Source organism: Spiroplasma endosymbiont of Cantharis nigra (assembly GCF_964019925.1).
Taxonomy (GTDB): domain Bacteria; phylum Bacillota_I; class Bacilli_A; order Mycoplasmatales; family Mycoplasmataceae; genus Spiroplasma_A.
Genome location: NZ_OZ026470.1, coordinates 199180 through 212854, shown reverse-complemented (window position 1 = coordinate 212854; position 13675 = coordinate 199180). Strand labels below are relative to the sequence as shown.

The following is a 13675-nucleotide window of genomic DNA, read 5'->3' as shown; positions in this document are numbered from 1 at the left end:
TTTATCATATCGATTAATATTTATATAACTTTTATTAATAATAATCTGAAATATTTTATGAATAATAAACGATTATGTCCTCCTTTATAATCAATAAATGGAGGTTTTATGAAAGTACTACTATTAAATACCATGAAACAAGAACAACTAAGATTAATTAAGCAATTATCTTTAAGAAAAGACTCTATTAAAAATACAGCCTTTAAATTAGGTTATAGTGTTAGACACACAAGAAGAAAACTTAAAGAATACCAAGAAATTGGAGCAAAAGCTTTTATTCATAAAAATACCAATGAAATAGCTATAAATAAAATTCAACAATTATTTAAAGATGAAATAATTGAATTATTTCAAACAAAATATTATGACTTTAGTATTAAACATTATTGAGAACTAACTTGAAAAAAGAAAATAAGTTACTCTGCAATTAGGCACATATTAATAGAAGAAAATATTTTAATTGAGACTCTTAACAGAAAAACAAAAAAAATATTCGTAAAAATTTAAAGGAAACCAACCAAGAAAATTTAACACGCTAGTATCTTTCAAATTCAAATATAACAGGCAAAACTCATCCTACGCAAAAGAAAATTTTAAAGTTTGGAGAAATCCACGAAACTGATGCTTCAAATCATCAATGAATTAAGAACTTAAAATGTCATTTGCATATTATAATTGATAAAGCTAGTAAAAGGATTTTGGCAGTTTATTTCAATAAGCAAAAAACTACTAAAAGTTATTATAATATCTATAAAAAAACCTTTAAACATTATGGTTTACCAAAATTAAATGTTAGTGATAATCGCAATGTTTTTAGTAGTAACAATAATCGTGACCATTTTGGTGATAGTGTCTCAAATACACAATTGCAGTTTATTTTTCACTCTTTAGGAGTAAATACAAAAACAACTTCAATACATCAAGAAAAAGCATTAGTTGAAAGGACTTTTGGAACATTACAAAGAAGATGACCTCAAATAATTAGACTCTTAGATTTAAAGAATATTGAACAGTTAAATAATTATTTACCCCATCTTATTCAGAAATACAATCAAGATTTTTCAATACCTTTAGACCAATTAGAATCAGTAACTAGAAAATTTGATCAAGATGAAGATATTGTTTTCTCTTATCGAAGTGAAAGAACTATTGATAATGGTCATAGTATTAGTTTTAAAAAAACTAAGTGATTTATTTGTGAAGGCTTTACCCCAATTTACTTTAAACCAAAGCTAAAAGTAATGATTATGGAAACAATAAATATAAAACATTATGCATCAATTGAAAATGACATTTACAATCTTATTCAAGTTGAAGATGAACGCTTACATGGAAATCATAAAACACTATCTAATGAAGAATTTGAAACTACTAAAGTACCCAAAATTGGCTCTCCTTGAAAAGCAACTAACTGATATTTTTTTGATAGAAAAAGAAAAAATACAAGATCTATTGATTAGATAAATCTTGTATTTTGAGACATAATCGCTTATTATCTACAAACTTTTATAAATAATACTATAAATTATTTATGAGTAATAAGCAATTATGTCGTTACATATTAACAAGCGAGTTTATCCTCCTTCATAATAAATAAAGGGAGGTTTTATGAAAAGGGAGTATAATTTTCTAAGTATGTAAAATATTAAATAAAAGATTTATTATTAATCAATACAAGAAAAATTTTTTTATGTTCAGAACAATTAGGAGCAAATATTCTCATGCAGACAAAGAAATTAAATTAGAAATAGTTAAATAGCACTATTAACAAGGAGTAACTTATAGGTAACTAAAATAAATATAAAATTATAAATGTATTAAAGCAACCATAAAAATCTTGTGGCAAATATAATAACTAAAGAACTAGTGCTCCAATAAACTATTTACTTAAAAATAAGTAAGTAACTTGAGTTATAAAATGCAATTTTAAAACAGTTATACTAACTGAATGGTAAGTAAATACAAAAATTATTTAGTTATTTGAAAGTTAAAAAAGTAGATTTACTTCATTTCATTATGAAAAAGATTTAATGCAACTAGAAGATCAAATTATTTGCGAGTTTAAAATAAAATTCATACTTTTAAGTATAAAGGGAATCTGGAATATACTAAATAGTATCAGAACCTTATAAGCCAGAAAAAGATAAATATGGTTATCATTGCCTTACTTTTTTATTGAAATGCTGTGAATATAGTGTTAATCAGTATGTCTATAAATCAATGAAGAAATTAAATATATCTTCACTTATTAGAATCAAAACTGAAAAAAACCAGAGATTCAGAACAAAGTTTGTTAAGAATTATAGTTAAAAGACAATAAAAAAATAAAAACAAAAGTAACTAAGAGTTACTGATATTAGTTATATTTTCCCTTGCAAGTTTCACTTGCATATTTGAACATAATTAAAGATGTCTATTCAGACTTTATAACTGGCCTTCAAGTTTCAATGAAAATTGAGACTAAAATATATTAATATCTTTATCAAGATCTGATAACTCAGTAAATAATGTCTCTTTGAAACATTTATTACAAATTAAGCCCGAGAGCCCTCAAACATTAAAAAACTATTTCTATTAAATTAAAAAGAGAAATTGATAAGTACATTGATTACTACAATTACTTAAGATTATCTTTAAAAAAATAAAGAAACACTTTTAAAGACTTATTATAATTCCGAAATAAAAAAAATAGATTCTACCCGCAAAGCTAGTTTCTATTTGCATTATAAATATGTTTTACTAAATTAATGTATCCAATTCAACTTGAATTTTATTTATAATATTTTCTTTGATAATATTAGCAGAATCTATTATATCTTTTTTAATTTTTTCTAAATTACTTGCTGATGTAACTATTAAGTCAGAATTTTTAATTATTGCTGAAACAATTTGAGAGAATTTTTGATCCCTTCATTCTATAAAATTTGTCATTTTTTCTCTAAATTCAGAATTTTCTGAGTTTAAAGAAAGAGTATGTTCTTTAATTATTAAAATTCTCAAAATATGTGCTACAAATGAGAAACTTGTATAATCCGTAACAAAAATATTTTTTCCTGGAATTTTTTCAAAAGGAACATCTAAAAATTTTGTTCTAAAAGAATTAGCAACTAAAACACCGTATTTTGCAGACTTAGAAATTATATCCTCTTCAAATTTTGAAATTCATTTATCATCTCAATTTTCACCAGCTTTAACTTCATAAATAATTTGACCTATATGTTTTTCACTTTCAAATATTTCTTGTTTAAAGTCTGCACGCTTATTTCCTGAAGTTATTTTTACAATATTATCATTTAAAAATATTTCCTTAATTGCTGATTTAAATTCTTTTTCAAAATTTTCACCCATAGTTTTAGGAGGAATAATTCTAAATTTACTATTTTCAATTTCTAATTTCTTTAAATCTTCTCGCAATTTATCAATAACTTTTTTATGCTCATCTTCAATATTCTTAATTTCTCCAATTTTTTTATCAGAAAATTCCTTTTCTTTTTCTAAAATTTTATTTTTTAGATCTCCTTCATTAATTTTAATTTTTGTTTCAAAATCTTTTAATTTATCTTTTAAAGTATCAATTTCTTCTTGTTTTTGTTTTGTTATTTCCAACTCTTTGTCTTTAATAAGGAACTTTGTTTTTTTATCAAAAGTCTCTTTTTCAATTTCTAATTTCTTTAAGTCCTCTTGTAATTTATCAATAACCTTTTTATGCTCATCTTCAATTTTCTTAATTTCTCCAATTTTTTTATCTGAAATCTCTTTCTCTTTTTCTAAAATTTTATTTTTTAGATCTCCTTCATTAGTTTTAATTTTTGTTTCAAAATCTTTTAATTCATCTTTTAATTTATCAATTTCTTCTTGTTTTTGTTTTGTTACTTCCAACTCTTTGTCTTTAATAAGTAACTTTGTTTTTTTATCAAAAGTCTCTTTTTCAATTTCTAATTTCTTTAAGTCCTCTTGTAATTTATCAATAACCTTTTTATGCTCATCTTCAATTTTCTTAATTTCTCCAATTTTCTTATCAGAAATCTCTTTTTCCTTTTCTAAAATTAATCTTCTAGAATTTTCATTAAATTCGCCTATTAATTCTTTCTTAAGTTTATTTTTAAATTCCTCTTCTTCACTTTTAAAATATTTTTGAAGTTCAAGAATAGAATGCTCATCTGATGCAAAATCCTCTTTTGTTATACTTTTTTTACAATGTGGACAAATTATTTTAAATTCCATTTTTTTACCATTCCTTTTATATTAATAATTATACATTTTATAATGTCTTTTCCCTATGTATTATACAATATTAATAACTATTTTTATGAGTGTACTGTTCCTTTTTTTCGGACACCTATATTTTATAACTAACTCTATTAGTATTATAAAAATATTGATACATTTTCAAATTATAAATATATTCATTTACAACATTGTATTTATAACCTTCCTTGATTGCTTCTCTTTTAAGACTGCTTCAAAAACCTTCAATATATCCATTGTTCGTTGATCTGCCTATTTTAGACATACTTAAACCAAAATCAAATCACATTGTAGCTAAAGGATATTGATAAGATTTAAGTTCTGAACCATTATCAGAGTGAATAATTGAGTTTGGTTTAAATGTTCCAAACTCATTAACCATATTAAAAAATGACTCTAATACTAACTTCATACCCTTAATATTTTTAGTTACCAAACCATAAACTTTTTTAGTGTTTACATGATAAAAAGCGCAAGTATATAGTTTGCATCCTGCTATTATTTTCTCTGTAATATCTACAGAAAAAATATCTCAATAATTTTTCAAATCCGTTTGATATTTAAATAATCTAGGAAACTTACCAATTTTTTCTAGAGTAACTGATTTATTCTTTTGTATTTTATAGTTATTATGTTTTAACTTTAGAAACTTTATTATTCACAGAACTTTTTTATGACTACAATTTAAATTTAAATACTTCAATAATCTTCTAGATCCATAGATTTTAACTTCATTTTTATAAATATCATTAACTCTCAAAACCAAATCTCAATTAATAACCTTAATTTTTGGTTTACCTTTTGATATTCAATCATAGTAAGTACTTTTTGCTAGATCAATTAGTCTACAAAGTCTTCTAATTGCAATATTTGGGTATTTAATTGTAAAGTTATAAACTACTTTTGATTTAAATGTGTTTAACTCTCACTTATTTACTTCTTTCTATCAATCATTTCTCTTAATTCTTTAAACATTTCATCTCTTAATTTTAAATCATCACTTTCTCTTTTTCATTTTTTAAGCTCTTTTTTCAAATTTATAATCTCCTCATTATTTGCTTTAAAGGACTTTTTGAAGCCACTTCTTCCATTTTCATCATAAGTTTTTATTCAGTTTTTCAATCTTGATTTATCAATTCCTACTGCTTTTGAATATTGTGATAATAACAAATTGGATTTATAAAAATTTAATACTAATTCAATTTTTTGATCGATTGAATACTTAGTCAAAATAAAACCTCTCTTCGTTCACAAATATTTTATATCAATATATAAAATATTTTTAAAATGTGTCCGAAAAAAGGTTACACTACAATTGTTCTAAACTCTTTTAATTTGTATCAACTAAATACTATTCCTTTATCTGTATTCCAACTGCTTTAAACTCTTTTCTTAAATGGTCTTTAATCTCAGAAACTTTTTCGCTATAAGCTTTATATAAAATTCCGTGAATATCAGAAGGTTCTTCAATATCACTTTTTCTAACCACCATTACATTTTTTCTTCCTAATGTTCCTAATAAAATTCCCAACTCTAAAATAACATTTTGCCTTGCTCTTGGGCGTCTGCTTTCAGGACCATCTTTTTTAGAATTTCCTTCATCATCAGGAGTTAATAATACTATGCCATAATCACAAGACTCTAAATCTCTTATTAAAGTTTCAATAATTGTTCCCCCTGAACTTGGCTGATCCATTGTTGCAATTGGTTTTAAATCTCATTTTAATAAAATATTTTCCAATTGTTCCTTAGCATCTAAATCGTGTCCATGTACTATATATATATTATGGCTTAAAGTTTTAAAATTTTCATTCTCTGCTCCATTAATAAAATTTTCTAAATCAACAGAAAATTGCTCATTTTTAGTTCCTTGTATATATAAGGTTCCACTTTTTTTATATCAATTTACTATAGTTCCTGAATTATTTTCAGCGCAAAGATCAATAGTGCCTTTATTAAGGGTAATCTTCATTCCTTTACTTTCAAAAAAATTTAATAATTGTTTTTCTTCACCTTTATATTTCATAATAATATTCCTTTTTTATTTATCATTATTTATATTTTACTATATTATCTTTCTCCTTAGGAATTTAATCTCTCTTTTTATGAAGTTCTTTTATGAGTAATAAGCGATTATGTCCCTACATATTAACAAGAGACTTTGCCCTCCTTTATAATCAATAAATCGATCCTTTATGAAAGGACTACTATTAATTACCATGAAACAAGAACAACTAAGATTAATTAAGAAATTATCTTTAAGAAAAGACTCTATTAAAAATACAGCCTTTAAATTAGGTTATAGTGTTAGACACACAAGAATAAAACTTAAAGAATATCAAGAAATTGGAGCAAAAGCTTTTATTCATAAAAATACCAATAAAATACCTATAAATAAAATTCAGCAATTCTTTAAATATTTATTTCAAACAAAATATTATAACTTTATATTAAAAACTAACTTGAAAAAAGAAAATAAGTTAATCTGTAATTAGGCACATATTAATAGAAGAAAATATTTTAATTGATACTCTTAACAGAAAAACAAAAAAAGATATTTGTAAAAATTTTAAAGGAAACCAACCAAGAAAATTTAGCAGGCAAGTATTTTTTAAAGTCAATTATAAATAGCAAACCCCATCCTACGCAAAAGAAAATTGTAAAATTTGGAGAAATTTATGAATCTGATACTTCAAATCACCAATGAATTAAAAACTTAAAATGTCATTTACATATTGTAATTGATAAAGCTAGTAAAAGGATTTTGTTAGGTTATTTCAGCGAACAAGAAACTACTGAAAGTTATTATAATATCTATAAAAAAGCCTTTAAACATTATGATTTAACAAAATTAAATGTTAGTGATAATCGAAATGTTTTTAGTAGTAAAAATAAGCGTGACCTTTTTGGTGATAGTGTTTCAAATACACAATTGCAATTTATTTTTTACTCTTTAGAAGTAAATTCAAAAACAACATCAATCCCTCAAGAAAAAGCATTAGTTGAAAGAACTTTTGGAACATTACAAAAGAGGAAGACCTCAAATAATTAGACTCCTAGATTTAAAAAATATTAAGCAGTTAAATAATTATTTACCCCATCCTATTCAGGAATACAATCAAGATTTCTCAATACCTTTAGAGCAGTTAGAATCAGTAACTAGAAAATTTGATCAAGATGAAGACATTGTTTTCTCTTATCTAAGTGAAAGAATTATTGATAATGGTCATAGTATTAGTTTTAAAAAAGCTAAGTAATTTATATGTAAGGGCTATACTCCAATTTACTTTAAACCAAAGTTAAAAGTAATGATTATGGAAACAATAAATAAAAACACTATGCATTAATTTGAAATGACATTTACAATCTTATTCAAGTTAAAGATGAACATTTCATGAAAGTATGAAAACACTATCAAATGAAGAATTTGAAACTACTAAAATATCCAAAATTAACTCTCCCTGGAAAGCAATTAACTGATATGTTTTTGATAGAAAAGGAAAAATACAAGATCTATTTATTTAATAAATCTTCTATTTTGGGAAATAATCGCTTATTATCTAAAAAAATATGTCCAAGAAAAGGTTAAACTACATTTCTTTTAATATATGCTTTAAGTAATAATAATTTTTTATAGACATTAGTTTTGTAAATATCTCATAAAAAATTATTATTTAATCTTTGTTATTTAATTCTAATAATATGAAATTAATATTTTCATTTAAATTTTTTCATTTTATTTCTGCTTCTATATTTTTTTTATTTTCATACAAACAAAAAGCTCACACAGTACCAAAAATTGGAAAACCAATTGTTGCCATCATTATTCCTCAAACATCGCCCTTTCTAGCAATAAATAAGCCTAAAATCAAAAAAACAAAACATAAAATTAACAAAGCAGTAACTATTCCTACAACCATATTTTTTTCCTTTCTAAAATCACAATTAGTAATTATCTATTTACTAATTGTAATTTTACTACATTACTCCCTATAGACTTGTAGGAATACAATATATTTAAAAATAAAATAGACAACCTTTCTATTGAGACTATTAATCTCTTTGGGGGGTGTCTATTCTTTTATTTCAAATAATCTAAATTTATATTTGCAATATTTGTCAAAAGCCTCTTTATTTGTATATTGTAATTCATGCCAAAATTTATTAATTTAGATATTTAAACTTATAACTCTTCACCATTACTTCTAATTACTTGTTCATATCAATAAGAACTTTTTTTTCTAATTCTTTTGGCTTCTTTAATATCCTTTTCATCACGATCAATATAAACTAAACCATATCTTTTTGAAATTCCTTCGTGAACTGAAATTAAATCAAATGCACTTCAACAGTTATAACCAAATATTTGAGAACCTTCATTAATTGCTTCTTTAATTGCTTCAATGTGAGACTTTAAATAAGCAATTCGATAATCATCAATAATTTTTTCATTTTCCAATTTATCATATGCTCCAATCCCATTTTCAGTAATAATTACTGGCAAATTATATCTTTCTTGTAATTCTAGTAAAGTAACTTTTAACCCTTTTGGATCAATTTCTCAACCAAATTGAGTTTTATTTAAATTTTTATTTGATACTGTTTCTCCAAAACCAGGAAAACCAAAAATACGTTCTTGAATAGGTAATTTATAATTGGCAATTTTTTCATTCATTTTTACTGTTGTTGTTGTGTAATAATTAAAAGCAATAAAATCTAGATTAGCTTTTTGAATTATTTCCATATCCCCAGCTTTAATTTCGAACATGGCATTTTGTTCTTCTAAAAGTGCTAATAAAATTCGATTATAATATCCTTTAACAATAATATCAAGATAAAATCAATTTCTTAAAACAGCAACATTTTTGGAAGCAATAACATCTTCTGGTTTACAACTTGCAGGATAAATTGATGAAATATTTGGAGCTGTTCCAATTTTAACTTTAGCAGCAAACCTTTTATGACATTCTTGCATAACAAGTGATTGTGCCACTGTTATATTATGATTCATTTGAAAGACATGTTGTAAAACATTGCAATTTTGTGGTCTTTTAATTCCAACAATTGGTCCTTGAAGTAATAAAACATTTTGTTCATTAATTGTAATTCAATATTTTACACGATCTCCAAAGTTATCAAATAAAATATTTGCGTAATTAACATAAGCATCAATTACTTTTCGATTTCCTCATCCTCCAATTTTTTCAAGCTCATTTGGCATATCAAAGTGAAACATTGTTACTATTGGTTCAATTTTATTTTTTAATAATTCATTAATTAAATTACTGTAAAATTCAATTCCCTTTTGATTAACTTTACCAATACCATTAGGAATTATTCTTGTTCATGAAATTGAAAAACGATAAGACTTAAAACCCATTGCACCCATTAAGGCAACGTCTTCCTTTCAATGATGATAATGATCTGAAGCAATTTTAAAATCTGATGTCTCTTTATTTAGGATTTCCTTCTCGTCTTGAATTGAAAGACCTTTACCATCACTATTATATCCACCTTCAAATTGATAAGCACTTGTTGATGCTCCTCATAAAAAATTTTTATCTATTTTTTTCATTTTTTCTCCTTTTATTTTTTAAATATGTACATTACTTTACTTTTAAAATTTAACTTAATAACTTCTAAATGACTTTCCCTTAATTCCAAATTATTGTAAGTAGAAAATAATGAATTTAAACTATTTACATAATCGTTTTTTAAAAGAACAATATCAGAATTTTTAGACACTTTAGAAACTTCTAATAAATAGTTATCTATTTTTTTATCTATTTTGTTATTCAAATTATTAATCTTAACCTCTTGTTCTTTTAAGTTAACTTTAAGTTCATTTAATTTAATTTCATAATTTCTATTTTTATTATTTTCATTATCCTCCATTTTTTGTCTTAATTTAAGCTGTTCTAAACTTAACTTTTCATATTCAAAATATTCTTTTTTATTATTAATAAGATCATCTATAATAGTTTTTTCTGTTTTACTTAATAATGAATTATATTCCTTTTTAGAAACTATATTATTTGTAACAAAGAATTTTTTAATTGATTTATTTAGTTCTTTTATTTGCTTCAATTCAGTTTTTCTTTCACTATAGAATGTTAAAGTTAAGAGACAAGCAATGATAATTGTTACAATCAAAACAAGTAAATAAAGAACCATTTCTCAAATACCATCTGTAAATCACATTATTTGTAAAAAACCACCACCACCAATTACATCTGCATCTAATTTTAAAATCCCCGATAACATTCCACCAAAGAAAGCAGCAACTGAACCACACACAAATGGTCTTATTTTTGGTAAATTAACTCCATAAATTGTTGGTTCACTAATCCCAAAAATTATTGAGGGCATAGCTCCTGCTGCAGCTTGTTTTAATTTTTGATCTCTGGTTCTTAAAAATACTCCAATACATGCACCAAATTGAGCCAAAATAGCAATTCCAAAACCAGCTGCTAACATTGATGAACCTTGATTCGCCATTATTGGAAATTTAACAGCATTAGCAACAGCAATATGTACTCCTGTTAATACCAAAACTTGTCAAAATCCACAAAATATAGCAACTCCTAAACCAATTGGTAGATCACCAATAGCAATAACACTTTGACCGAGTAGTTGTTCAATTATACCTGTAATTGGACCAATCACAAATAGCGTTGCTACAAAACTTGTAGCAAAGACAATGGCTGGTCTAAAGACAATATCAACTGCACCAGGCATTCACTTTTTAACAAATTTATCAACATAAAATAAGAAAATTCCCCCAGTTATTAAAGGAATAATACTAGATTCATAACCTTTAATATAAATTTTATTACCAAATAATTTAAATAGATAATATCCTTTACCATCATGTTGTCAATTTAAAGCCCCTTCACCAAAGCCAGAACCTAAGAAATGTCTTGTGGTTAAAGCCACTCCTAAATAGATTCCCATTATGGGATCTCCTCCAAGGTACTTAACAGTATTGTAACAAAATACAACTCCAATCATTTCTAAACCAACTTTAGAACCAATAAATAAAAGCATTGAGAATAAGTCTAATTGTGTCTCTGGTAATTCAGCACTTGGAATTTGAACTCAACCAAATTGAGCTAATAAAGCTTGAATTCCTGCAATTATTCCTGTTGCCATTAAAACAGGTAAAGCTGGTATCATGACATTTGAAATAAATTGAGTTATTTTTTTACCAAAAGGCTTTTTTTCAGTTTTAATATCTTTTGATTTTAAAATGAAATCAAATTGATCTTTTGCTTTGTAAGCATCACCACCAATAATAATTTGAAGCTCGTCACCATTTCAATTTATCCCTTTAACCTTAGCAACTTTTTTAAGTTCCTTTTCATTAACTAATTTTTTATCATTAATTTTTATTCTTAATCTTGTCATGCAATTATAATAGGAATTAAAATTATCTTTTCCCCCAATATTTATTAAAATATCATTACTAATATCTTTTCAAGGATTGCTCTTTTCTTTATTTATAATGTTTTGGTTAACTTCTAAGTAACCAATTAATTCTCCTTGTTTAACTTGTTCTTTTGATATTTTTAAATTTAATATTGATTCACCCTTTTGTGAATCAATTACTACTATAATTGCTTTGTTTAATTGCTTTTTTTCTAAAACTGTAAAGTCTACAGATGATAAAATATCATTCTTTTTAACTTTTTGGTTTAATTTCACTGATGTCTTAAACCCTTCACCATTTAAAGTGACTGTGTCAATTCCCATATGAATTAATAGTCTTGAGTCTTCATTCTCAACATAAATAGCATGTTGTGTCTCAAAGATCAAACTAACTTTTGCCTTTTCAAGTGGTGAACAAATAATATTATTTGTAGGTTCAATAAAAAAACCATCACCCAGAGCTTTTTGTGAAAATACACCATCATTTAATTGTTCGATTGGATATATTATCCCATCACAAGGTGCATATAAATTAATTCTCATATCCTTTTTTTCCCTTCTCCTTCATTAATTATTTAATAGTTAAATATAATAATTGCAATAAAAAAAACACTACTTTAAATGAATGCAAAATCATTGAAGTAGTTTAAAATACTAAATATTTATTAAAATAAAATTTAATAAATAATAAATATAAGCAGAACGAGCAGTTTCATAGATTTCGTGCTTTTCAATATTTTGAATAACTATTAAAGAATCAGGTTGCTTAAATTTATATGCTTGACTATTAGAAACAATAACAATTCTTTTACAATTCTTTTCAAATAATCTTTCATAGTAATTCACTAAACTATTATTATCTAATCCAGATACTAAAAAAAATGCAACATCTTCTTCTTTTAACTCATTAACATAATAACCATTAGTTTTTCGATATCTAGAAAAATGCACATTCTTACCTTGTATTTGCATAATATTAAATAAAGATTCAGCATTATTAATTTGATCATAACTACTTAAAATAAATATTCTTTTAGCAGTTTTAAGTAAATTAATAGTTTTTGTTATTTCTAAATTCTGAGCATCAATTGAGCTTAAAGTTTTTTCAAACTCTAAACGATAATTTACAATTGAGTTATCGTCCAATTTAATTGGCTTATCCATATTATATATATCTCGCTCTAATTTTAAACGCGATATTAACTCACGATATCCTGAATAATTCATTTTTTTGGAAAAGTATGTAATTAATGATTCTGAAACAAAACATTTATTTGCAAGTTCTTTTTGACTTAAAAAAATATAATTATCATAACTTTTAATAATTTCTTTTGAAATCACCGTCGATGAATCATTAATATTTGATTGACTTATTTTAATTAATTGTTCTCTAATGCTTTTTATCATTCTTTACCCCTATAATTCTAAATATATTATGAACTTTCAAAATAATTATAACTTCAAATTAACAAAATAAAATTCTATTGTTTTTTTAGTACACTCATATTTTATAAATAACTCCATTATTATAGAAATATTAATAAAAAATACTATATACTTATGAATAATAATCGCTTATGTCCCTACATATTAATAAGCAACTTTGGCCTCCTTTATAATCAATAAATGGAGATTTTATGAAGGAATTATTATTAAATCCCAAGAAATAAGAACGACTAATATTAATTAAGGAACAACTCACAAGTATTCTTATAATAAGGAAAAAACTTCAGATTGGAATTTCCAAAATTCTGTATTATCTAAAAGTGTTTTTAATTTTTGAAGCTTATCTATTTTATTCAATAAATTATTTTCACCAGTTTTTTGAAAAATGTTAGAGTGAAATTTGCTAAATTCTTGCAAAAATATTATTTTTAAAATGTCCATAAGAAAAGCATATAATTCTTTATATGCTTTTCTTATTACAAAAATATTATTATGAGATTTTAAATTTATCTCCTTGAAAATATCTAAAACAAGAAGTAAATACTTATATTTA

Annotated in this window: 8 protein-coding genes and 2 pseudogenes; 2 read left to right on the top strand and 8 right to left on the bottom strand. The window is 24.3% G+C overall.

What is annotated here, in order from left to right; genetic code table 4:
* Positions 1-108: 108 nt before the first annotated feature.
* Positions 109-1460: pseudogene (locus tag AACL04_RS05515) on the top strand (ISNCY family transposase).
* Between the two features lie 1279 nt (positions 1461-2739).
* On the opposite strand, the gene AACL04_RS00955 reads toward AACL04_RS05515, so the two are convergent.
* The 4 genes from AACL04_RS00955 to AACL04_RS00940 all read right to left on the bottom strand — a co-directional run bounded on the left by AACL04_RS00955 (position 2740) and on the right by AACL04_RS00940 (position 6274).
* Positions 2740-4224 (bottom strand): DUF2130 domain-containing protein, encoded by a 1485-nt coding sequence (locus AACL04_RS00955; RefSeq protein ID WP_339030572.1) that lies wholly within the window; start codon positions 4222-4224, stop codon positions 2740-2742.
* A 115-nt stretch (positions 4225-4339) separates the two neighbouring features.
* Positions 4340-5008, bottom strand: coding sequence for a hypothetical protein (locus AACL04_RS00950; protein ID WP_339030571.1), 669 nt, complete (start codon positions 5006-5008; stop codon positions 4340-4342).
* Between the two features lie 173 nt (positions 5009-5181).
* Complete coding sequence (locus AACL04_RS00945; protein WP_339030569.1) at positions 5182-5478, bottom strand: transposase; 297 nt, start codon at positions 5476-5478, stop codon at positions 5182-5184.
* A gap of 121 nt (positions 5479-5599) precedes the next feature.
* Positions 5600-6274, bottom strand: coding sequence for a nucleotide-binding protein (locus tag AACL04_RS00940; protein WP_339030567.1), 675 nt, complete (start codon positions 6272-6274; stop codon positions 5600-5602).
* 169 nt (positions 6275-6443) lie between these two features.
* Here AACL04_RS00940 and AACL04_RS05510 point away from each other — a divergent pair.
* Positions 6444-7769, top strand: a pseudogene (locus AACL04_RS05510) (ISNCY family transposase); the annotation flags it as partial.
* 153 nt (positions 7770-7922) lie between these two features.
* Here the strand turns inward: AACL04_RS05510 and AACL04_RS00915 are convergent.
* The 4 genes from AACL04_RS00915 to AACL04_RS00900 form a co-directional block, all read right to left on the bottom strand.
* On the bottom strand, positions 7923-8168 hold the full coding sequence (locus tag AACL04_RS00915) for a hypothetical protein (RefSeq protein ID WP_339030557.1): 246 nt from the start codon (positions 8166-8168) through the stop codon (positions 7923-7925).
* Between the two features lie 263 nt (positions 8169-8431).
* Entirely contained in the window at positions 8432-9823 is a 1392-nt protein-coding gene (locus AACL04_RS00910) for a glycoside hydrolase family 1 protein (RefSeq protein ID WP_339030555.1), read from the bottom strand.
* An 11-nt stretch (positions 9824-9834) separates the two neighbouring features.
* Entirely contained in the window at positions 9835-12219 is a 2385-nt protein-coding gene (locus AACL04_RS00905) for a glucose PTS transporter subunit IIA (protein ID WP_339030554.1), read from the bottom strand.
* Positions 12220-12330: 111 nt separating this feature from the next.
* The gene (locus AACL04_RS00900) at positions 12331-13083 is read right to left on the bottom strand and encodes a hypothetical protein (RefSeq protein WP_339030552.1); all 753 of its coding nucleotides are present in this window, start codon (positions 13081-13083) and stop codon (positions 12331-12333) included.
* Between the last annotated feature and the right edge of the window lie 592 nt (positions 13084-13675).